Origin of the sequence: Paenibacillus sp. MMO-58, from assembly GCF_037146255.1 — a bacterium.
GTDB lineage: Bacteria > Bacillota > Bacilli > Paenibacillales > Paenibacillaceae > Pristimantibacillus.
On record NZ_JBBCVY010000002.1, the window covers coordinates 946184 to 969592 of the forward strand.

Here is a 23409-nt window from a genome sequence, read left to right on the forward strand (position 1 = left end):
TTTGTGCGAAATTCAGAGTTTTTTTCCGGTCATGCCAAAGCACCCATCCTCCCGAAGGAATTTTTGATGGGTGCTAATGGCCTGCTTACTCTATTTCGCGGAGGCTGCGTACAGCTCGTTCATTTCTTTCACCAGATCGTCGCCGCCGGATTTCTTCCATGTCTCGAAGGCCGCCATCAGCCCCGCTTCATCGGTTTGCCCGACGATAAACTTGATGCGCGCATCGTTGATAATGTTATCCAGCTGCTGGCCCTTCTGCGAGTAAACGTCGGAGATAAACGGCTCAGCCGGGTTGGCAACAATGTATTGCTCGGCTTCCTTCTGAATTTCCGTCGTTTGCAGACGAAGCGGCGTTTGCTGCACGACGCGGCCGCGGCCTGCCGGGATGAACGGCAGCATCTGGTTAAGGCCTTCCACCTCGGATTCCAGCAGGGCAGCATCCTTGGTAGGCACGATAAATTCTCCGTCCAGCGTATAATGCTTGCCCTCAATACCGAATCCGGCCAGTGTCGTCAGATCGTCATCGTTCATTTGATCCAGGAATTTAAGCACGCGCTTCAGCTCTTCTTCCGTCTTGACCGTCCCTTTCGGAATCGCCAGCAAGCCTGCGAAGCCCGATGTCGGCAGCGCCTTCAGCTTGCCGTCCGCTCCCGTTACGCCAATCATATTGTCCATGTATTGGGCATCCGGATTATCTTTGTTTTCCTTGGCAAGCGCCGCGTGAATCTTATCTTCAATTCGTCCGGCCGTGTCCGTTACGTCAACAATAACGCCGGCCTGGCCGTTAACGATCGGATCTACCCATTTCGCGGAATCGAATACCGCAAAATCCTGGTTGATCAGCTTCTCGTCGTACAGCTTTTTCATAAATTTAAGAGCTTCCAAATATTCAGGCGTCTGATGCTCCGGCACCAGCTTGCCGTCTGCAATGCCCCATTTGTTTGGCGCGCCGAACCACAGCTTGATTGTATCGAAGGCGCTTGCCCAGCCGCCGGTCCATTTTACAAGCACCATGCCGTACGTATCGTCCTTGCCGTTCTTGTCCGGATCCTTCTCCTTAAACGCCTTCAGCATGTTATAGAAATCATCGACCGTCTTCGGCTGCTGAAGGCCAACCGCTTCCAGCCAATCCTTGCGGTAGACAATCCCGTTGCGGCCAAGGGCGCGTCCGCGGTAGATGCCGTAGTTTTTGCCATCGATCGAGGAGTTGTTCATGATAACCTCATTCGCTTGGCTAAGGTTCGGATAGTCCTTCAGATAAGGGCCAAGCTCCCAGAAAGCGCCTGAACGCACGGCATTAACAAAGCTGGGATCCTTCGAGCTTGGTACGTATATAATTTCGGGAAGCTTCGTTGAAGCAAGAGTAATGTTGAATTTATCTCCGTAGGAGGCGTTAGGCACCCATTCGAGATGAATGTTCGTATTGGTCTTCTTCTCGATCTCCGTCACAACGGGTCCGTCGTCTTTAGGAAAGTTCGTCTTGAAGATGGGCAGCATGATGCTGATGTCCAGCGGCTTCTCGGCGGCTGCCTCGGTTGTGGCTGCGGCAGTTGCCGTCGCGCCTGCCGATTCTTCCGGCTTGGAAGGTTCTTCTTTGTTGCCGCTGCAGCCGGCAATCGCTGTCATGGCCAATGTTCCGAGAGCTGCCGTTGCTACCCATTTCTGCGTCTTTTTGTTCATCTTTACTGATGCCTCCTCAAAAAATTTGTGAAACAAATTTTACTTCGTAAGAAACAGCTTAAAAATTTGTGAAACAAATTTTACTTCGTAAGGAACAGCTTAAAAATTTGTGAAACAAATTTTACTTCGTAAGCATTGGCTTAATTAAATACTATATCGCAATCCGTATTACCCCTTGACCGAGCCGATCAAGACCCCTTTGGCGAAATGCTTCTGAAGGAACGGATAGACGAGCAGAATCGGAATGGTGCCAATGACGATAACGGCCATCTTGATCGATTGATCCGGCGGTGCGACAAAGTTTGGATCCATCGAATTCAGGTCGCCGGCGGCCGTCTGCGAGAGCAGCACGATTTGTCTGAGCATAACCTGCAGCGGCCATTTCTGCGGATCGTTGATGTACAGCAGGGCGGAATAGAAATTGTTCCAATGCCCAACCGCGTAAAACAGCGTAAAGGTCGCAAGCACCGGCATCGAAAGCGGCAGGACGATTTTCCACAGCAGCCCGAGCTCGGTGCAGCCGTCAATCCTAGCCGCTTCCTCCAGCTCGGCGGGCAGCTCCTGGAAGAAGTTTTTCACGATTATCAAGTTAAAAGCGCTGATCGCGCCGGGAAGCATCAAGGCCCAAAAGGAATCTAGCAAATGAAGATCGCGGACAACCAGGTAAGTCGGAATAAGTCCTCCGCCGAACAGCATCGAGAATACGATCAGGTTAAGCACCGTATTTCGCCCCATCAGATTACGCTTGGACAAGGCATAAGCCATCGTCACCGTAAAGAACAGATTTACTGCCGTGCCCACTACCGTTACATAGAGAGATACCTTAATGCTTTGCAGAATCGTATCGGTTGAGAAAATAAATTGGTAAGCCGCGGTGGTGAACGTCTTCGGAATGAGGAACACGGCTCTCTTCGTTAATTCCGCATCCGATGCGAAGGATCCCGCTATGATGTAGATAAAAGGCAGCACGGCCAGCAGGCTGATGACGCTGAGCAGAATCACGTTCGTTATATCGAATGCGGTCCCGGACGCGCTTCTATATTGTTTTGCCACGCGTGATTCCTCCTCTCCTAATAGATACCGGATTGTCCAAACCGTTTAGCCAGCCAGTTCGCTCCAAGCACAAGCGTGACGCCAATAACCGCCTTGAACAAGCCTACGGCCGTACTATAGCTGAACGCCCCTTGCGTGATCCCCATCATATAGACATAGGTATCGAACACTTCGGCAGACTCCCGGTTGAGCGGGTTCAGCATCAGGAAGATCTGCTCGAAGCCGTTATCCAGCACATCGCCCATCCGCAGAATCAGCAAAATAATAATCGTGCTCCGGATCGACGGAAGCGTAATATGCCACAGTTGCCGCCACCGGTTCGCCCCGTCCGTAATCGCCGCTTCGTATTGCTCGACATCTACTCCTGCAAGCGCCGCCAGAAAAATAATCGTACCGAATCCGGTTTCCTTCCAGATCGTCTGCATAATAATCATAGGCCTGAACCAGTCCGGACTGGCGAGAAAATCGATTTTGGCACCCGTATACTTGAATAGGAACTCGTTAATCACACCGCCTTCGGTCGTCAGAAAGACATACGTCAAGCTGGCTACGATAACAAGCGATATAAAATGCGGGATGTAGATCAAGGTTTGTACGATTCTTTTGAAGAAAGCCAGCCTCAGCTCGTTTAATAGAAGAGCTAATATAATAGGTGCCGGGAAGTAAAACACCAGATTGTACAAGGAAAGTACTAAAGTGTTTCGCAGCAACATGAAAAATTCGGGATTCGTGAAGAACACCCGGAAATGCTCCAGTCCTACCCAATCGCTCTTCCAGAAGCCAAGGAAAGGCTGATAGTTTTTGAACGCCAGCAGTACGCCCCACATGGGTACGTATTTGAAAATAATGAAATATAACAGGCCTGGAGTTAAAAGCAAGTACAGCCACTTGTCTTTCTTGAGTCTCGCCAGCACGTTAGGTCGTGTTTTTGCATGAATGGTTGTCGCCTGCATCCGTTCTGCTTGGCTGGGAGCAGCCGCCTGCTTCATTTGAGGTCACCTCCAAGTATTGGTTGCATCGCATGACCTCATTATTAAACCTCCCTCGCCTTTCCGCCAATCGGACATTTTTGAGAAAGCCCTTACAAAGCCTTGCCGCAAGCGTAAATCAAGATAATGCAAACCCGTCAAAATAGTAGAAGGTCCCGTCAAAACGGGCAAAATTGTACGATTCTTCTCCCCTTTTCGGGCACCTATAGTGGAACTGCGTGTTATTCCAGTCGAGTTGAGGTGAGCTTATGGGAAAGAAGCTGTATCATGGATACAGCTTCTAAACCGGCAATTCTAATGGATTGAATCAAACGTAATCTCAAAAAGGGACCCGTTAAGCGAATTCGAACAACAACAAACAACCGTGTTACGCTATGCCAGCTCCTACGCGAAAAAAGCATCGCCTTCCGGTAAACGGATAGCGATGCTTCTTCTTTTGCTTTTATAATTTATTTTTGGATAGATGCCGCTTCAATGTCGCCGGATGCCCAATAGCTTGCCGGGACGTCCTTCCAGGATGAAGCTCCGCTGCTGGATGGGCTAATGCCCAGAGAGCGATTGATTACCACAACGGCTTCGGCGCGAGACAGCGTGCGATCCGGCCGGAACGTGCCGTCGGCGTAACCTTTCATGTAACCGGCTCCTTCGGCGGCTTTCACCGCTTGCTCCGCCCAGTGACCGGTCGTATCCGCGAAGCCGGCCCCTAGCTTGGAGCCGCCACCGGCCAGACGTACGGCGAGCTGTGCCATCTCGGCACGCGTAATCGCCTTCTCCGGACGGAACGTACCGTCCGTATAACCGTTCATCAAACCGGCTGCCGTAGCTTTGCGGATTGCATCCGCTGCCCAGTACCCTTGCTTGACGTCGCTATAAGCGCGGCTATCTTCTCCTACCGAGGCGTCCTTCGCAATACGCGACAGAATGGTCGCCATCTCCGCGCGGGTAATCGCCTTCTCCGGCTTAAACAGATTGCCTTCGAAGCCATTCATGTACGCTGCCGGAGCGGATCCCGAAGTCTCGCCCAGCTTCACAAGTGCAAACGTACTGAACTTCGAGTTCTTGAACTCAATCCCCTTGCCGCCGTTCATATCAACAACAGTGCCTTGCTTGTATTCGACCGTACCATCGCTATGCTCGATGTAGACGCCGATATGCGAGAGCGCTTCGGAGCTCCAGTCTCCCGCAGGAAGCGGCAGCACAAGCGTTGTCTCACCTTCCGGCAGATTTGTGTCAATATCCGCCGGAATGCCGATCAGTGTTATTTTGCTGTCCTTGACGGCTGAGGAAACAACCGTCGACAGATTGGCGCGGCGTTCGAGCTGGCCCTTCTGTTCGTTAACCGGCGCAATGACGAAGTGTACTTCCGTATTTGCGTTTTTCAATACGGCATTAGGCACATGGATCTTCGCGCCGGATACGTCAATATCCAGATCAAGTCCGCTAGCTGCGAGCTGTTTGACCGCTTCCGCATCCAGCTTCACGCCGGTCTCTGCCGCTTTGCCTTTCGAATCCGGTACCACCAGCTTCAAGGCGCTTGCTCCCGATGCTTTACGTGCATCAATCAGCGCCTTCGCTTCCGTGGCGGCAAGCGTCAGCTCATCCCGCACCGTGCCGTCAGGCTGTGTCGTGCGAACCACTTTTGGCGAAGCAGGCTCTACCGGCGGAGTTACATTACCTCCACCTCCGGATACCGGCGGCACGCTTGCTTCCGCTGCGGTAAACCGCAGGGCGTCAGCAAGCATCAGCTCACCGGACTTATTAACGACGCGGATCGTATGCAAACCAGCGGTCAAGCCCGAGATGCTGTACAGGCTTACTTGCGAGTCGCGGCTGTCCGCATAAGCATTAACCGTCTTCTTCAGCTCGCCGTCAATATAGACTTCCATCTCGCCTTGCTTTGGTCCAACCGGCGACAGCAGCTCGATGCCGGTGCCTTTAAACGTATAGGAGAAGGCTGCTCCTTCCGCCGCGGACGCATGCGCGTCGTCGCCATAATCACCCCGGAAGCGGAGCGTCAGCTTCGTTGTGCCAACGGGCTGAGCGGCCAGGTACTGCTGCTTGATCGTCAGCACATCATCTTCAACCGTATAATCGGTGCCGCGAACAAGTGCCGCTCCCCCGTTATATATGCCATTCAGACTGTCCGGACTTGCCAGCAGATTAACGCTAACGTCAGCCGGTGCATTCTTCGCGAAGTCCGTCGAGGAGACATCGATCAGGTCCGGCAGCTGTACGCGCAGCGCGTCGAGCAGCATGAATTTTCCTGATTTCTTTACGGCTTTAATTGTATGGAAGCCGTTCGTCAAGCCGCGAACCGTGTACACGGTCCGCTGCGGAGCGTTGTGCGCACCCGCTTCGTACGTGCTTACATTGCCCTGGCTGACCCCATCGATGAAGATTTCGACATTGCCTTGGCCTTCGTCAACCTCGGTAATATAGTCGATCCCTGTACCTTGGAACGTATACGTGAAGAAGGAATCGTTGTTCTCCGTCCATTGAACGTCATCCTTGTAGTCGCCGAGACCGCGGCCGCTGCTGCGGTTCCAGCTGCCCGTATAACGGATGCCCGGGTCGTCGTTGTTTACGAAGACGTAACGGCCAGGCGAAGCCGAATTAATAACGGTAAGCGCAAGCGTTCTTGGGTCGCTGCTCGAGAATTCGAACGACAAGCTTGCGTCCCCGACCGGCAGCGATGCCAAATAGGATTTAGCGATGCGGACAACGTTGCCGTCAACCGTATAATCCGTTCCTTCGGTCAAGGCATTTGCGCCGTTCTTAACGCCGGTCAGCTCGTTAGAGTCGCCAAGCGTCAGCGTAACCGCAAGATCTGCTTGAGCGCCTGGACGCTTATCGAACGAAGCCGATACCGGGCTGATCGAAGTGCCGCTAACGGCAATGGATAACGTCTGTGCGGCTCCTCCCGCAAATTGGAAGCTGAGTGCCGCAGCTTGACCGGAAGCCTGCTGCGCCAGATAGGACGATTTGATCGTCACGGCGCCGTCAGACACCGTATAGTCAGTCCCTTGCTGCAGGGCCGATGCACCGTTTCTTACGCCAGTCAACGAGCTCTTGCCTAGTTGCAGCGGAACCGTAATGTCAGCCGGCGCATCCTTATTGAAGCTTGTCGCCGAAGGGCTGCCGAGCAGCGTATCCGCCGTGACTTTGAACGCATCAAAAAGGAAGTAATATTGGCCGCCGGCATTCCTGACTGCCTTCAGCGTATGCGTGCCTTGCGGCAAATCCGCCACGTTGAATACGGAATGCTGACCGACCTGGTCGTTGCCGTAGGAATCAACCGTCGATTGGAATACTCCGTCGATATAGATATCAATCTTGCCGCTGCTGGTGCTTTGCTCCGACAACAGCTCAATTCCCGTACCCTGGAACGTGTACGTTAACTCCGGCTCCGAGCCATCCGGCTCGCCGTAATGCACGTCGCCCATGTAATCGCCGAAGGATCGGCCGGTGCTGTGGCCCCATTTATTGGCGTAAGCTATTGCCGGGTCATCATCGTTGATCGTAACCGTATAGGAAGAAGACGCAGCGTCTCCCGAACCCGATGAACCGTCGCCGGCACCAGAAGCGCCGCCCGAGCCAGTATCCGAGTCCCCGCCGGAGCTACCAGCCGAACCCGAAGAGTCCGTGATGACAACGGACAAGTCCTGTGCGTCGCGCACAAGCTCGTTGCCGCCGTTACGCGTCCATTCCCCCGTATATTTCATGCCGGTATCGTCATCGTTAACGATCGAGGTACCGTTTTGCACCGTCACCTTAAACAGGCGCGATGCGTGCGGCTCGAGGAATAACGGATCAATGCCGGTCGCCGAGCTGCCCATTTCCTTATGGCTCCACAGATCGCGAATCGAACCGGTGCCGCTTAGGCCGATATCGCTCCACTTTACGCCAACCTTGGCGCCTTTACTGCCAAGATTAAACAACGCCACCGTATACGTGCCGTCACCGTTATTGGCGTACCAGGCTTGCTGATCGGTATCCATCGATACCGGATGAATCGGATGACCCGCTTGGTTGACGGCGATTACCTCATCGTTCGTGTAGAGGGATAAGCCGTAATCATCCAGATTGGTCAAATCGTCCCCGGTATAAAATTGCGCTGCCGAAGCGGCCCACAGTGTAGCTGCCGTCTGTCGTTCGTCCTTCGTCAAGCCCGACGTTTCGCCGTTGCCGACGTTCAGGGAATCGAAGTCGTTCCAGCCGCCAGGTCCGGCGTCGCGCCACCAAAGCGCCGCGCCAGGGAACAGCCTCGCGATGTTGGCCCATTGCGTCATGCCGATATTCGGATCGTACGCCTCGACGTCCCAATCGATACGCCAGCCGTTGGCGTATTTCTTCCAATAATCGACGTAGTTGTGATCAAGCGCCCAGCTCAGCTCCAGCCAGATGCCATGCTTGCTTAACGCCTCGGACCACGCTTTAACGTCTCCGCGCGCATCGATGCTCTCGTCGTTATGGCCGGAGCCCGGCGTCACGCTGTCGAACTTCACGAAGTCGACGCCCCACGACGCGACCAGATCGGCAACGGAGTCGACCCATTTTTGCGCGCATGGATTACTGAAATCGATCTTGTAGCCAAGATTCCAATAATCGCCGTATTTGAAAGGCCTGACGACGATGTCGCCGATTGTGCATCCCGGAGCTCCATAGATAGGCAGGTCGCGTTCAACCGCATCCGGCGATATCCCCGGGATCATATAGATGCCGACCTTCTGTCCATTGGCATGTACGTAGTCGATAAGGTTCTTGAATCCGTTCGGATATTTCTCCGTGCTCGGAATCGGCCGCCCGTATTCGTCCATGCTGCCGTTCCAGCCCGCGTCGATATTAATGTATTCATAGCCATGTGCCTGCAGCTTCTCGTGCATGGTATCGGACATCAGCTTGATTTTATCTTCCGAGATCCAGTTGCCCGACGGTCCGTCGTACACCTGCATGCTGTAGCTGCTCCAGCCCATGTAAGGCTTCTGCGCCAAACCGTTGTCGGCTGCCTCCGCGACGTTCGTCCGCGGTGGAATGAATCCGATTTGCGCCAGGACGGCGACTACCAGCAGTATCCCCATCCACGCCCTGTTCCGGCGTTTTGCGTTAACGCTCAATCTTTGCATCCCCTTTACCCAAGTTATTCGGCAGCGCTGCCCGCATGTTATGTAGAGTTGCTCTCCAATGCGGTCCTATTATGAAAACGCTTACCGTACAACCGATTGTAGCGGTCCCCCGCTTGGGAAGGTAGGTACATCTTGGTCGTTTAGCGTACCTTATTCCCGATTTCGGGGGTACAAATCGCCTTTTAATGGACAATTCCTCCTGTACGCCGGTCGATTAGGGGAAAATAACGCAAACGGGACGGCGCGGAGCCCAAACCCGCATCGTCCCGTTTGCAATTGTTTTATCGATTCGCCAATTCCGCTGCTTGAACCGGATTTAAAGCCCCTTCAAACACCTGCAGCTCATCGAGCTGACCTTTGAACGGTGCATCCCACCAGTTCACGCCAAGGCTGAAGACCGAGTCCGTTCCGGTAAAAATGTCCGGGAAGTTCGAGCCGCTGAATTTCTGTACGCCATTCACATAGACGGTCAAGGTACCGTTATCGACGGAATACGCCAGATGCGTCCATTCACCGGTTGGAATCGTCAGTCCCGCAATACCGTCGTACCAGACGCCGCTTCCGGACCATACCATCGTATTGTCGCGGACCGGACCTTTTGGCACCAGACTCACCCAGTTAAAGCCATCCTTGGCACCAAAAAAGGTTGTCGTATACGTCGTCAGCTGATCGGGCTTCACCCAAAGCGATACCGAATATTGATTGCTGTCGATCAACTTGTTAGGCAGCCGTACGCCGGAATTGCCATCGAACACGGCGGCCTGGCCAACCACGCCTGCCGAATAAGACAACGTACCTCCCGTATTATCGATCCGGTTCCCGGTAACCGACCCGGCACCAAAGCTGCCGGTCGAGTCGCTTACATTGTTTTCGAACGAGTACTTCGCAACCATCGATGCGTCCGTGTAAGGAAGGACCGTTAAAGCGAAGCTTTTTGCTTCCGATACCGTCCCCTTCGTAACAACCGCCGTTAAAGTTACCGTCGCCGCAAGCGAGCCGGAAGGCGGCCGGGTTACAACGCCCTCGGAAGATACCACGGCCGGATTACTGGACGTCCAAGCAATGGAGGCATGGCGTGCCCCTTCCAAAGGAAGATTCAAATTCGCAATCACGCGGCTTGTATCTCCCACAGTTAAATCCGCCAGCACATCCTGAACAATCCGCGAGTCCGTCTTCTCCTCCTGCTTGCTGCCCCAGATCGCAACCCCGTCACTCGACATCGCCGTAAAAGTCATTACAAACGATTCGGACATCGGATCCCAGCCCTTAACGAATACGCCTTTGTACGTCTTGCCGTCCAAGGTCAGCTCGACATCGTTATGGCCGGTAGTTTTCCATGTACCGTCCTCATCACCCGATACTTTGTTATTCTTGCTTAGCGTAATATAGCTCGACTCTACCATATCGGCCGTTGTTCCTTTGCCGTGGTTAATAAACTTATATTCGCCGATCAGATCCTGGCGGTTCACCTTCTCCAGAGATTCTCCCGAATAACGGTATGGCGCGGTTACGAGCCAGCCGTCCTTGTTCATAAACATTTGATGGACTCGAACCTCGTGGACCTCGCCTTTTTGCGGGAATCTGGAATGGAAGACGAGAAACATTTTGCCTGTCTTCGGATCCTGGTAGAAGGAATTATGTCCCGGCGATACATAGCCGTAACCGATCCCGGTTCCCGGGTCTCCTACTTCGCGCTTGAACAGGAAGTTGCCCATCAACTTATTGCCAACTGCCGAGTTGTCGGTATCTTCCGCAAGCACCGCGCTTTTGCCCGCCGCATCCACGAATGGGCCCAGTGGATTTTTCGAACGGTACAGCCTCATGTTATAACCGCCGTCCGCGCCCAGCCAGCCAATGGTTTCAAACAAATAGTAGTAGTCCGTATCTTTGTTATAGACCATGTAAGGCCCCTCGCCGGATTTGTAATAACCGCCCGCGATCTTGGTGCCGAAATAACGGTCTACCGGCCGGCCGTCCTTCGTTACCGAATCCTTGCCCGGATAAATGGCTTTGCCGGTCGCCGGATCAATCTGCAGGGTGAAGATGCCGCCTGACCAAGAGCCATAGGACATCCATAGCTTACCGCTCTTGTCGAACATCAGCTGCGGGTCAATGGCATTCGGGTAGTCGATATTGGCGAACGTTCCGTCCGTATTGAACCACTTATCGCTCTCGCCGCTCAGCTTGCCTGCCGAGATTAACTGCGGAATGTTGGTATTGGTCCACTTTTTGTTTATGACGCTGTTGGTATCATAAGCTTCATTGGCCGTGAAGCCGGAATACACAAGCGTATCCACATACGTATACGGACCCTCGATATTTTGGGAAACGGCAAAGCCGATCGCCGAACGGATATACGTCGAAGACGTGCAATAATAGAGCATATAAGCGCCTGTTGTACCGTCCCCGTTGCGGTAGCCGGCATTCCAGAATACATCCGGCGCCCAGACGGAAAAGCCGCCTTTGCTGTCGGAGTCATTCTCGCCCGCCCATTTGAAGGAAGCGGCAAGATTTTGCGAGAGATTACCGTATAAGACGTTATTAGGTGTTGTATATCCGTTGGTAAAGGTCTTCCATCTCATCAGATCGGTAGACTTGGCCGCTTCGATATGGGAGCCAAACACATAATACGTATCTCCGTCCCGGACGATGGAAGGGTCGTGTACGGACACATTGGTGAAAGCCGGATCCGCCGGCACAGCGCCGGAGCCTGGCTTATTGCCACCCTCTCCGCTTCCCATTGCGGTAAGCGGCATGGTTAATGTCAAAACCAGCATAAGCATAACAAGCTTTTTCCATTTCATAGATTCATACATGCTCCTCTCCCCTTATGGAATCATCCTTTTACGGAACCGATCATGACCCCTTTCTCGAAATATTTTTGCAGGAACGGGTACAGCATCAGAATCGGCAGAGACGAAACGATAATAACGCCGTATTTGATCTGGTCGGCATAACGCTGGGCATAACCGCCCGAAGCCGCGCCGCCGCCCGTACCCGCTCCGTTCTGGAATACCTGGTTGGACAGCAAAATATCCCTTAGCACGATTTGCAGCGGCTGAAGATTGTTGTCCCGGATATAGATCAGACCGGTAAAGAAATCATTCCAGTGTCCGACCAGGTAATATAACCCGATCACCGAAATCAGAGCTTTGGAGAGCGGCAGAGCAACCTTGGCGAAATACATAAAATGCGAGCAGCCGTCCATCACCGCCGCCTCGTAAAGCTCCGCGGGCAGCGCGGTCTCAAAGAACGTACGGGCAATAATGAGATAGAAGATATTCACGCAAAACGGCAGAATAAATACCCAGAACGTGTTCGTAATATGAAGATCCTTCATGAGCAGGTAGGTCGGGATCAGACCGCCGTTAAAAAACATCGTGACGACAAAGAGGAACATAATCGGCCGTCTCGCTTTAAACTCCTTCCGAGACAGCACGTAAGCGGCCGGCATTGTAAACAGCATGTTGACCAGTGTTCCGAACAAGGTGTAGAACAACGTATTCCGGTATCCGGTCCAAACCCGGCTGTCCTGGAAAATCTCCTTATATCCAAATAGGCTGGTGCCCTTCGGAAAAAAAAGCACCTTCCCCGTCGACACAAGCGTTGAATCGCTAAACGAGGCAATCACGATGAAATAGAGCGGATATAAGATAATGACAAATATAACCGCGCATAACGTATAAAGCGCAATATGAAAGGCGAGTTCACTCCCTTTCATGCCCTTGAGCGCCATATAACCATCCTCCTTCCTTTTCCGGATTAATACAGGCTTGTATTGGACATTTTCTTGGAAGCGGCATTCATCGCAAACAGGAATACAAAGTTGATCAGCGTATTAAACAATCCTATCGCGGAAGCATAACTGAACTGGTTGGACACAATGCCGATTTTGTAGACGTAAGTAGCGATAACCTCCGAGACCGGCAGGTTCAGAGAGTTTTGCATCAGAAAAATTTTCTCGAAGCCCGTGCTTAGGATGTTGCCCATGCTAAGAATGAACAAAATAATAATCGTAGGAACAAGCGCCGGAAGATCGACATACCGGACCATCTTCATTCTGCTCGCCCCGTCAATCTTGGCGGAATCGTAGAGCTGCGGGTCAACGGTAGACAGGGCAGCCAAATAAATAATGCTGTTCCAGCCGCAATGCTGCCAAATATCCGACAGGACATAGACAGGGATAAAGGTATTCGTAGAGGCAATCAGATTGATATGGCCAAGCCCTAGCCCCTTCATCATATGGCCAACAACGCCGGTCTCCGGCGACATCAAGACGTTCATCATGCCGACAAGAACGATAATCGATATAAAATGCGGCAGATAAACCGTCGTCTGCATCACATTTTTAAACCGCTTGCGACGGATCTGGTTCAGAATTAATGCTAGAATAATAGGCGCCGGAAACCCGACGATAATAGTCGCCAAGCTGATGAGGAACGTGTTGCGCATCAGATCGGTGAACAGATAGCTGTCAATGAACTGCTTGAAATAATCGATGCCCCTCCACGCGCCGCCGGTCAAGCCTTTCGTAAAATCGAAATCCTTGAAAGCAAGCTGAATGCCATACATCGGTATATAGTTAAAGATCAGGACAACGGCAATAGCGGGCGCAATCATAATCCACAGCTGATAATCCCGCCTTAGGGCCTGAAGTCCCCCTCCCAATAATCGCATCGGCGATAACCTCCTTTGCCATCCGGAAGCCGGCATACCGCATCAAGCGCCGCATGCCGGCTTCCGCAGCTAGTTATTGCTTCTTATATTCGTCGTAGTATTTCTGCATAATTTCAAGATTTTGCTTCAAACCTGCTTTTTCGCTTTCCTTCACATAGCTGTCCCATTCTCCTTCAACGCCGCCTTTTGTTACCCATTTCGCGAAATTCGTGTTGGCCAGGTTCATGACATTGGTGTTGTTTAGGCCCATTGTGCTGTTATCGGCGCTCGAATATTTAAGAAAGGTAGGGAACACATCGTTATCCACGTCGATTTGAATCGCGTCAATCGGCTTCGATTGCTCCAGGACCTCCTGCATATCCTTGCCTAGCGTCAGCTGAAGCGAATCCGGAATATAGAACGCTCCGTTATCCGCCATGGTGGACGTCCATTTCCAAGTGCCGGGGTCCATCTTGGAATCTGCCGGCGGCAGCACGCTGTAGCTTCCGTCGCCGTTATCCTTAATGTTTGGTCCAAGGGATCCGAACAGAACCTGCATGCCCATATCCGGCGCATACAGCTCGTTAATAAAACGCATGACCGCGTCTTTGTTTTTCGATTTGGCCGATACGACAAGCTGATTAACCCCGTAGTTCAAGGAGTTGTAATCATAGCTCCATGACACATTGCTGCCAGGCGTAGCCTTAAGCGGCGACATCGAGATATACTGTGGCGCAAGCTGCTCGCCAAAGCGGTCGGAAGCGACCCAGCCCATCGTAAAGCCAACCTTCGCCGTATCCCCTTCGCCGCGGGCAACGGACTGGTATTTCGTATAATCGTGCGTGAATACTTCCGGATTAATAAGGCCGGCTTTATAAAGCTTGTTCAAGAAAACAACCAGCTGTTTGTATCGATCATCGATCAAATAGTTCTTCACGACGCCGTCCTCGACGAAATAACCTTGCGGGCTGCCGTCCGTCAGCGTTATGCCTTCTCCGCCGAGCATATAAGCCGGATTGAAATAGCCGCCGATTCCGCCCGGCCAGTCCATGGGGATTTCATCGTTTGGATCTCCGTTGCCGTTAGCGTCTTTTTCTTTGAACGCTACGAGCACATCGTACAGCTCATCCCACGTTGTTGGCATTTGGAGGCCCAGGTTATCCAGCCATTTCTGATTAATGTATTGGCGGGTAGCCGTGGAAGGCCAGTACCGCTGATATTTCGGAAGGCCGTAAATTTTGCCATCCTGCTGCTCGGCGATTTTCTTCGTCTCCGGCTTCGCATCAAACATCGCCTGAACGTTAGGCAGCTGATCCAGCATGCCCGACAGATCCTGGAACAGTCCTTGGAATTGCGCCATATCCGCATCCGTAATGACATTAGGACCAATAAAGAGATCGGGAACATCTCCGCTTGCCAGCAACGTTCCTTTCTTCTGATCCCAGTCGGCCGTAATTTCCTGCCAGTCAATCTCAACGCCGGCCTTTTCCTCCACCTGCTGCAGCCATTCCATATCCTTAAGCGGTTTCGTCAGAGCGTGCTTGGTCATAATCGCCGTAAGCTTTACTTTCTTGCCGCTATTGCCGCCGCTGCCGGCGGAGCTGTCTACCGAAGGACTGCTCCCCGTATTGCTTCCGCCACTGTTTCCGCCCGAATTCGAGCTGCTGCACGCTGACATAATGGTCGTTGCAGCAAGCATGACGGTGATGATGCTGACTACTTTTTTCCGCATGTAATTGCCCCCTCAATTCAATTAATTTAGATGGCAGCCGCATCAGAACAGAAGCCGATGCGCCGCACCGAGGCGCCGTCGCCCGGTACATCCACACTAATCGGTATGGCGATATGCCGTATACGGACAGTTTTCGAACGGTTGGCATTTTTTGAAAGCGTTTAACTATCTTTCTCTGAAAACGCTTCAATTTTTGCCTATTCAATTATTGTGGATGTTCAAAAAATGCCGCTTGCCATGCGCAAAAGGGTGATCCGTGGCTAAAAGAGAGGCCGTTTTATTTCCAGAGCAACAACAAAGCCTGCCGAACGATTCGGCAGGCTTGCCCGCGATGCATATGCAGCATTTTAGGAAATGAGCTTATGCGTCTCCCGGTATTGACCGGGTGTCGTGCCTACGATTTTTTTGAAGCAGCGGATAAAGCTTGATGTGTTGGAGAAGCCCGTTTGCTGGGCAACGCCGTCCAAGGTCTGGTTCGTCGTTCTCAGCAGCTGAATAGAGGTTTGAATGCGGAATAAATCGATGTATTCTTTAAAGTTCTGGCCCATTGTTTTCTTGAAGTGATGGCTGAAGTTGGACCCCGACATGGCAAAATGGTCCGCAATCAGCTGAAGAGAAAAATCGGGGTTAAGCCCCCTTTGCTCGATAAACCGCGTAATCTCGTCCTGGGAAGCATTTCGGACAGGCGGCAAGGTGTTCTGGATCATGAGGCATAGCCGCTCGCAGCTATCCCGGATAATATGGGCCATCTGCTCCACCGTATACCGGAACTGGTAAGCCGTATCCGTAAGCCGGAGCAGGACATCGTCCTCCGGACTGAATCGCTGCAGCCCGTTAAGCAAGGCGCTAACCGTGTTAATATAGACGCTTCGGACCATATGAGGCGGCATTCCCGCGCTGCTCATCTGGCAGATAATACGGTCCGTAATGGAACGTACGGCTCCGGAATCATTTTTCAGAATAGCCAGCTCCAGTGATTGCAGCAGCTCCGCGTAATAGGAAACGGAACCGGATTTGGGCACTTCCAGCTCATCGAATACGATAACCGGACTGCCCCCGCGCAGCTGAAGATGCTCCGTTGCCCGGACCGCCTGCAGGTAGGCAACATGAATAGCTTCTGCCCGGTCAGGCTTGCTTGAGGTTCCTATGCCGATACAGACCTTCGCTCCTGTCCGCTCTTCCAGCTCCCTTCCGGTATCCGCCAGAAATGGCTTAATCGCAAAGCCCGCCTCATGAGAGCAGACGTAAATCATTTCGTGACTGTAGATGCTCTTCAGAAAATACCCTGTGCTTTCGCTTGGCTGCGAAGCTTCTATTGCTCTTAAGTACTCCGCTGCCCGGCAATCCGTCCCTTCATCGCTCTTCGGGGATTCGATCGACAGAACGGCAACGGCCACCGCTTCATGCGGAAAAGCAATGCCGTAAGCAGCGGCCTGCCCCATAAAGGCCTCGTCATTGCCTGTTTTCCCGGTTACGAGTTCCAGCAGCATATGATCCCGAAGAACCGGCATCGTCTGCTTCACTCTGGCATCAAGGGAGCTGTTCACCGATACCAGCTCGCCAAGGGCGAAGCGGATCATCTCGAATTCATTCATAGGCTTCCTGCCGCCAGGCTCGAACAGATTGGAGGCAAAATCCACAATCCGCTTGATGGGCTGATAGTTCCGGCGGATAGCCACATAAATAATAAGAAATTCGAGCAGCAGCATTATCCCTATCAAAAGAACCGTATTGCGCTGGATCGTCTGAATACCCTGCAGCATCTCGGTTACAGGCAGGACGCTGACATACTGCCATCCGTTCTTGTCCGAAACGGTATGCGAGATAATATAGGAGCTGCCGCCTTTCTCGTAAAAGCCTGCTCCCTTGCCACTCTTATCAAGACCGGTCAGGAAGCTCTGCACTTCGTTCATTGGAATATACGAGCCTTTGCTGGAAGTGAGCAGAGGACGGCCCTCTCCATCCAAAATAAAAAAGTCTCCGCTGTACATCTCCGACATCGAGTTCAGCATCCGGATAATCGTATCCTCGCGGACCATAATAAGCACCGCACCCGGGGTTTCGTAGCCGCCAATCGGAAGCGGCAGGGCAAAGGTAAGCATGCGGACATGATTGCTGCCCGGAATAACGACATCCTCTACCGGTCGCACTAACGTCCCCTTCAAATGGTTCAGTTCATTAAACATATTTGGCCAATCTTTGTAGTAATACCCGATGCCCGGTTTGCCGAAGTCGCCTTCACTGTAAGCGCTTCCTGTTTTGGCGAATAAATAACCCATACTTTCAATATAAAGCAGGGTGTTGTCGATAAAGCCGTCTGTGGCGTTATATTTCCGCATTTCGTTTGCAATTTGCACGCGTTGATAATCCATGTCTTCGGCGTTGTACAATTTGATTTCCCGGTTCTTCAGCAGCTCGAACGGCAAATTGTACACATATCGGGTAAACGTATCCATCGATGTCTTTACCTGCTCCGTAAGATGCGTATTCCAGTCCATCTCCTTCTGCTTGACGACCGCCGTCGAGTTCGGATAGTAGTAGACCAGAATAATCAGCAGCGGGAACAGCAGCACCAGAAAGTAGGAGACGAGATGCTGGATCAGCAGATTCATACGGCTTCTTTTCATCGCAATGCCACCTTTCGCCCTTGCCAACCTCAACGGATGGGAAAAGTCTCAATAACTGCTTTATTATACCACCCGAGGCAATGGCAGACTACAGCCCTAAGCAGCAAAATGTCGTGATTTTACATATAAAAAGAGCTGCCTTCCGGCAGCTCTCCTTGTTATTGCGTATTAGCCTTCAACGGCTACTTTCTTGGCTGCCGCGCTGGTCTGTTTCTCGTCAGACGCCTGCGCAACGCGTTTAATGAAGAAGGTCAGAATGAGACCAATGACGCCGATTCCGACGATAACCAGATAAGCATCGTTCATCCCGCTGATTGTCGCATTCGTAATCATCTGCTGTTGATCCCCGGTAGCTCCGGATGCCATCGCATCCTGCAGATGAGACTTGGTTTGCGTAGTCAGAATCGTAACGAGAAGCGATGTACCAACCGCACCAGCTACCTGTCTAATCGTATTGGAAATCGCCGTGCCGTGAGCGTTCAGACGGTTAGGCAATTGATTAAGGCCTGCTGTCTGGACAGGCATCATCAGAAGGGCCATACCGATACGGCGGCCGGTCGACATCAGAACCAGATAAGTGTAGCTGGTCGTATCCGTCAGATTAATGAAACCGAGAGTTGTCACGATAACAATAACCATACCGGCAATGGACAGCCATTTGGCGCCGAATTTATCAAACAGTCTGCCTGTAACAGGCATCAGGAAGCCCATGATAAGCGCGCCGGGAAGAAGAAGCAGACCCGATTCCATCGCGGTATAACCGCGTGCGTTTTGCAGATAAAGCGGAAGCAGCATCATATCCGCATACATAATCATCGTGATCGCAATGTTGATAAACGTCGTTAAGCTGTACATATTGTACTTGAAGGCACGCAGATCAAGCAGCGGATTCTCGGAAATGAGCTGACGCCATACGAACAGCACCAGAGCGATAAAACCGCAGATAATCGTAATAAGTACTTCCGCGCTTTCCCATCCCGCGCTGCCCGCGCGGCTGAAGCCGTACAGCAAAGCGCCAAAACCGACCGTGGACAAGATAACGCTAATCACATCGATTTTAGGATACGAACGTTCCGAAACATTCGTAAGGAAGACAAATCCGCAAATGATAACAATAACAGCAAGTGGAATCATGCCGTAAAACATCATTTCCCATTTAAAGTTCTCGAGCACCCAGCCGGCAAGCGTAGGACCAATCGCCGGTGCGAAAATAATGGCGAAACCAACCATCCCCATTGCGCCGCCCCGCTTCTCGGGCGGGAACAAGGTCAAAATAACGGTCATTAGAAGCGGCATAATAATACCGGCACCAGCCGCTTGAATCAAGCGTCCGATAAGCAATACGTTAAAATCCGATGCAAGCGCAGATACAATCGTACCCGCCAGGAATAAAATCATCGACGTCTGGAACAGCTCCCGCGTCGTAAATCTTTGCATCAAAAAGGCGGTAATCGGAATTAAAATACCGTTAACCAGCATGTAGCCGGTCGTCAGCCATTGGACCGTAGTAGCCGAGATGCTAAAATCTTTCATTAACTCAGGGCCTGCTACGCTCATAATCGTCTGATTCAGCGTCGCAATAAAGGCGCCCAAAATCATAACAAATAGAATTGGCCCCTTTTTGACAGAACTGTCTGCTTGTAAACCTTTACTCAACCACTCCATCCTTCTTTCTTGTCTCTAGACTAAATTTACAATGTGTCGTATAGTGAACATTGTATAAATTAAATTATAGCTCGAGCCGCCCCTTTTACAAGCGACGATTCCAGTCAAAAGTGTAAATTAGTTTACAGAAATTGATTTTATGTAGCATTTGTAAAGAAAATAATACAATCAAAAACGAAATTGTAGTTTATTACTAGGACATTTATTACTAAAGAAAAGAAAGGAGAAAAAGGATGGACAAAACAACCACCCGGACGGATCCGCGTATTTTGCGGACACGCCAGCTGCTGCGAGATGCCTTTATCGATCTGCTTGAGGAAATGGATATCGAGAAAATTTCCGTTAACAAGCTTGCGGAGCGCGCTACGATCAACCGCGTCACCTTTTACCTTCATTATAAAGACATCCCGGATATGCTGGAAAAAATGGCGGATGACATGATCGAAGATATTAACCAGGTGCTAGACCGCTCGACTGTAAAATCAGACTCGCCGGAGGTCATCAATACAACGATGCTTGTAAAGCTGCTTGAGCATATCGCGGAGCATGCGAAATTTTACAAAATCATTCTAGCCTCTCACCGTACGACGATCTTTACCGAGCGGTTATTGCGGCTGTTGACCAAGCTGATCTCGGACGGCATCGACAAACGGGGAAATGATTCTTTTGTGGCGAAAGCCAATATTCAGAAGGATATTGCGGTATGGTACAGCTCCGCTGCCTTAATCGGCACCATAGTATCGTGGCTGCGCGCGGACATGCCTTATACCCCGGTGTTTCTCGCCAAGCAGTTCTTCCTGCTCCGTACGCTGCAGGATCCGAAAGAATAAAATAAATCGCCCTCACCCTGGAAACGTTACACACAGGTGAAGGCGATTTTTTTTCACGGTTTATTTATCCCCATAAGGCTTAGTGCTTTGTCTGACAATAAGCTCCGGCTCAAGGGAGTATACTTTTTTCACTTTTTCCTTATTCATCAGATCGCGGAGCACCCGCACCGCCGTCCGTCCTAGGCTATTCGCCTGCTGCGATACGGTTGTCAGCTCGGGAATAACGTGATGGGCCAGCGGAATATCGTCGAATCCAACGATCGAGATATCCTCCGGCACGCGAAGTCCCTGCTCAACTGCCGCCTTGATCGCGCCGATTGCCGTAAAATCATTGACGCAGCATACCGCCGTCGGACGGTCTTTCAATTGCAATAAAGCCTCCATTTGCGTCCGTCCGGAATCAACGGAGAAGCTGTCCGGCAGAATCCAGTCTTCCCGCACGGCAAGGCCGGCATCCTTCAAAGTCTTCTTATAGGCCCGGATCTTGACCGCTGTAGTCGACATATGGCTTTGCCCGCCTATAAAACCGATTTTCCGATGGCCGATCTCCATTAAATGCTTAACCGCAAGGACAGTGCCCGCATACTCATCCGTTACGACGCGCGTAATGCCGGAATCCTTCAAATTGCCGTTCACGAGCACCATTGGAATTTTCTGCGAATGCTCAACGACCTCTTGAATCAAAGCGGGGCTGCAATCCTTCAGGTTAATCCGCCCGCCCATAAACATAATGCCGTCCACCCGCTTCTCCTGCATCATGGTCAGGAACTCCGATTCCTTGTCGTGAAGCCCTATCGTATTGCAGAGGAAAAAGGTATGGCCGGACTCCCTTCCCTCCTGCTCCGCGCCTGAGAATACTTCAGGAAAAAACGGGTTCGTAATATCCGGTAAAATAACGCCAATAATTCCCGTCTCTTTCTTCAACAGACTCCTTGCGTTTGCATTTGGCTGGAACTGATATTTTTGCATGATCGCTTCGATCTTTTCCCGCGTTGAGGCGCGTACGGGAGCGGTGTCGTTAAGTACGCGCGAAACGGTCGCAACGGACACCTTGGCTTCCTTCGCTATATCGTATACTGTCACTTGCTTCATCTGATAGGTTCTCCTCTGGAACATCTAATATAGTTGAAATTATACCAAAGTTAGGTTACTAAAGAAACGGATTTAAGCAGCCTCTATCCGCCAATCTTCCTATAATCTCAATTGACCTTAACCAGCGTCCATTGCTGGTTTGTCCCGTTGTTATCGGACCATTGGATAACGGATGCCCCGCTTGCCGTCGAGGCCTGATTCACATCCGCGGTCATTCCGCTGTTCCGGTTCACGAGGATAACCGATCCGCCGGCATCTACAGGGAGCCACTGCTGATTATTTCCGTTGTTATCCTGATATTGGATCAATGCGGTGCCTCCTGTCGTAGAGCCCTGATTAACGTCCAGCAGCAGCCCGCTGTTCACATTCTGGATCTTGTAATAACCGTTGCCTGCGGAGACCAGCTTCCAGCGCTGATTGTTGCCGCCGTTATCCGTATATTGGATGACGGATGCGCCATTTGCCGTCGAAGCTCCGTTCACATCCATCACCATACCGCTATTCTTGTTAACAATCTTATAGATCGCGGTAGACGGATAACCTGTTGTTCCGGTGTAGGTGACATTCGAGATGACGTATGTCGTTACCGAGCTTGCTTTGGCCGTAGCGGTAAACGTCTTGTTCGAGACGGCCGCATTCGAAAGCTGGGCCAAATCCTCCGTAGAGGAAGTCCGGTAAACAACAGCTGAGCTACCGGTTGCCGTAAATTTGCTAAGATCATAAGTGACGGAGGTATCCGTTGCAGCGCTGTTGGTTGTGACTAGCACAAGCTTGCTCGAGGCCGAATCATAAGCGGCCAGCGTATTGGCATCGCTCATCCCGATAATCTTGTAGCCCGGGCGGATAAATTTGCTGTAATTGCCCATGACGTAATATTTCTTGTTAACCGTATAGCTTGTTGTCTGCGAGCTGTTAAGCACGTTTTTGAAAAAGCCCCAGCCATCCGCGCTGTCTACCGCCTGCCAATAAACCCATGCCGTCACGCCCATGTTGCGGATGTCCTTCAAGATCGTGCGGGACATCGTCAGGCCGCTGGCATCTCCGTCTCCATACTCCGACACCCAAGGCGTCTTCCCGTTTGATGCTGCAATATTGCGGAAGGCCGCTCTGTTGGCTCCGCCGTAGGAATGCGTGTTGATCTGCGCCAGAGACGATTTAACCGCGTTGGAGTAGCTGTTATACGAGGTTACGGAATCGTCTATGCTGTATTCTTCCGGAGCGCTCAGCTTGGTTCCCGTGAGACCTTTCGCGACAAGGGATGCATTCACCTGGCTCAGAATCGTATCCTGATTGGCCCTGTCGAAGTGCATGCCTTCCTGATTGTTGCCTAGCGACCACCAGGTGGATACCGGCTCGTTCAGCGGCGTTAAGGTCTTGAAGGTAATGCCCCAGCTGTCTCGGAAATGCTTAACGACCTCTGTCAGATAGTCGGCAAAATCATCGTAATAGTCAGTCTTTAAATTGTTGGCCCCGCCCGATGCGCCGGTAACGCTGCCGCTATTGGTCATCCAGTAAGGAGCGGAATTGGAGAAGGCTTCAAAAACGTTGGCGCCTCTTGTTTTCGCAGCTTGGAGCATATATCTCTGATTGGCATCGGCTGTCCAATCGTATACGCCTTGAGTCGGTTGGAAGCCGGGGACGGCCTTCCGGTATTCCAGGTAATTCAAGCTTGGATTCTCGCCGCCTCCGATATTGTACCGGAGAACGTTTAGGCCAATCCCGCTTGTTGTGCTGAACATTTTGTCCGCATATTCATCCTTGTTGGAATAACCGCCTACTACCTTGCCCCACCAGGCCAAAGAGGTACCCCAGCCCTCAATCGTTTGATACTGCAAAGACGGGTCTGCAACGGCCGTGTAAGAGCCTGCCGCCGAGGCAGTCATTCCGAAGCTTCCCGCAAGCATACCGCCTGCAACGACCCCGGTCAAAATTCGTTTAATCCTTTTCATGTTTTCCTCTCCT

13 protein-coding genes are annotated in these 23409 nt (G+C 51.7%); 1 reads left to right on the forward strand and 12 read right to left on the reverse strand.

Annotated features, from left to right (window positions below; genetic code table 11):
• Positions 1-90: 90 nt before the first annotated feature.
• From WFJ73_RS10045 to WFJ73_RS10090, 10 genes are all read right to left on the reverse strand, one after another.
• A complete protein-coding gene (locus WFJ73_RS10045) occupies positions 91-1680 on the reverse strand; it encodes an extracellular solute-binding protein (protein ID WP_336772886.1) in 1590 nt (529 codons plus the stop codon).
• A 168-nt stretch (positions 1681-1848) separates the two neighbouring features.
• Positions 1849-2733, reverse strand: a complete 885-nt coding sequence (locus tag WFJ73_RS10050) for a carbohydrate ABC transporter permease (protein ID WP_336772887.1) — start codon at positions 2731-2733, stop codon at positions 1849-1851.
• A 17-nt stretch (positions 2734-2750) separates the two neighbouring features.
• A complete protein-coding gene (locus WFJ73_RS10055; RefSeq protein ID WP_442955934.1) occupies positions 2751-3722 on the reverse strand; it encodes an ABC transporter permease in 972 nt (323 codons plus the stop codon).
• Between the two features lie 449 nt (positions 3723-4171).
• On the reverse strand, positions 4172-8836 hold the full coding sequence (locus WFJ73_RS10060; RefSeq protein ID WP_336772888.1) for a X2-like carbohydrate binding domain-containing protein: 4665 nt from the start codon (positions 8834-8836) through the stop codon (positions 4172-4174).
• A 290-nt stretch (positions 8837-9126) separates the two neighbouring features.
• Positions 9127-11661, reverse strand: a complete 2535-nt coding sequence (locus WFJ73_RS10065) for a LamG-like jellyroll fold domain-containing protein (protein ID WP_336772889.1) — start codon at positions 11659-11661, stop codon at positions 9127-9129.
• 20 nt (positions 11662-11681) lie between these two features.
• Positions 11682-12581 (reverse strand): carbohydrate ABC transporter permease, encoded by a 900-nt coding sequence (locus WFJ73_RS10070; RefSeq protein WP_336772890.1) that lies wholly within the window; start codon positions 12579-12581, stop codon positions 11682-11684.
• Positions 12582-12607: 26 nt separating this feature from the next.
• The gene (locus tag WFJ73_RS10075) at positions 12608-13522 is read right to left on the reverse strand and encodes an ABC transporter permease (RefSeq protein WP_336772891.1); all 915 of its coding nucleotides are present in this window, start codon (positions 13520-13522) and stop codon (positions 12608-12610) included.
• Positions 13523-13595: 73 nt separating this feature from the next.
• A complete protein-coding gene (locus tag WFJ73_RS10080; RefSeq protein ID WP_336772892.1) occupies positions 13596-15233 on the reverse strand; it encodes an ABC transporter substrate-binding protein in 1638 nt (545 codons plus the stop codon).
• 347 nt (positions 15234-15580) lie between these two features.
• Positions 15581-17860, reverse strand: a complete 2280-nt coding sequence (locus tag WFJ73_RS10085; RefSeq protein ID WP_336772893.1) for an AraC family transcriptional regulator — start codon at positions 17858-17860, stop codon at positions 15581-15583.
• Positions 17861-18028: 168 nt separating this feature from the next.
• On the reverse strand, positions 18029-19459 hold the full coding sequence (locus WFJ73_RS10090) for a DHA2 family efflux MFS transporter permease subunit (protein ID WP_336773095.1): 1431 nt from the start codon (positions 19457-19459) through the stop codon (positions 18029-18031).
• A 299-nt stretch (positions 19460-19758) separates the two neighbouring features.
• On the opposite strand from WFJ73_RS10090, the gene WFJ73_RS10095 reads away from it, so the two are divergent.
• Positions 19759-20355 carry a TetR/AcrR family transcriptional regulator gene (locus tag WFJ73_RS10095; RefSeq protein ID WP_336772894.1) on the forward strand — a complete coding sequence of 199 codons (597 nt, stop codon included), beginning with the start codon at positions 19759-19761 and terminating at the stop codon, positions 20353-20355.
• A gap of 60 nt (positions 20356-20415) precedes the next feature.
• Here the strand turns inward: WFJ73_RS10095 and WFJ73_RS10100 are convergent, their stop codons facing one another.
• Positions 20416-21447 (reverse strand): LacI family DNA-binding transcriptional regulator, encoded by a 1032-nt coding sequence (locus WFJ73_RS10100; protein ID WP_336772895.1) that lies wholly within the window; start codon positions 21445-21447, stop codon positions 20416-20418.
• Between the two features lie 107 nt (positions 21448-21554).
• Positions 21555-23396, reverse strand: a complete 1842-nt coding sequence (locus WFJ73_RS10105; RefSeq protein WP_336772896.1) for an RICIN domain-containing protein — start codon at positions 23394-23396, stop codon at positions 21555-21557.
• Positions 23397-23409 lie beyond the last annotated feature (13 nt).

Bases quoted from the DNA above. Each gene is read 5' to 3' on its own strand.
- WFJ73_RS10045 (WP_336772886.1), bottom strand. From the start codon at position 1,680: ATGAACAAAAAGACGCAGAAATGGGTAGCAACGGCAGCTCTCGGAACA.
- WFJ73_RS10055 (WP_442955934.1), bottom strand. From the start codon at position 3,722: ATGAAGCAGGCGGCTGCTCCCAGCCAAGCAGAACGGATGCAGGCGACA.
- WFJ73_RS10065 (WP_336772889.1), bottom strand. From the start codon at position 11,661: ATGTATGAATCTATGAAATGGAAAAAGCTTGTTATGCTTATGCTGGTT.
- WFJ73_RS10070 (WP_336772890.1), bottom strand. From the start codon at position 12,581: ATGGCGCTCAAGGGCATGAAAGGGAGTGAACTCGCCTTTCATATTGCG.
- WFJ73_RS10075 (WP_336772891.1), bottom strand. From the start codon at position 13,522: ATGCGATTATTGGGAGGGGGACTTCAGGCCCTAAGGCGGGATTATCAG.
- WFJ73_RS10080 (WP_336772892.1), bottom strand. From the start codon at position 15,233: ATGCGGAAAAAAGTAGTCAGCATCATCACCGTCATGCTTGCTGCAACG.
- WFJ73_RS10085 (WP_336772893.1), bottom strand. From the start codon at position 17,860: ATGAAAAGAAGCCGTATGAATCTGCTGATCCAGCATCTCGTCTCCTAC.
- WFJ73_RS10090 (WP_336773095.1), bottom strand. From the start codon at position 19,459: ATGATTTTGGGCGCCTTTATTGCGACGCTGAATCAGACGATTATGAGC.
- WFJ73_RS10095 (WP_336772894.1), top strand. From the start codon at position 19,759: ATGGACAAAACAACCACCCGGACGGATCCGCGTATTTTGCGGACACGC.
- WFJ73_RS10100 (WP_336772895.1), bottom strand. From the start codon at position 21,447: ATGAAGCAAGTGACAGTATACGATATAGCGAAGGAAGCCAAGGTGTCC.
- WFJ73_RS10105 (WP_336772896.1), bottom strand. From the start codon at position 23,396: ATGAAAAGGATTAAACGAATTTTGACCGGGGTCGTTGCAGGCGGTATG.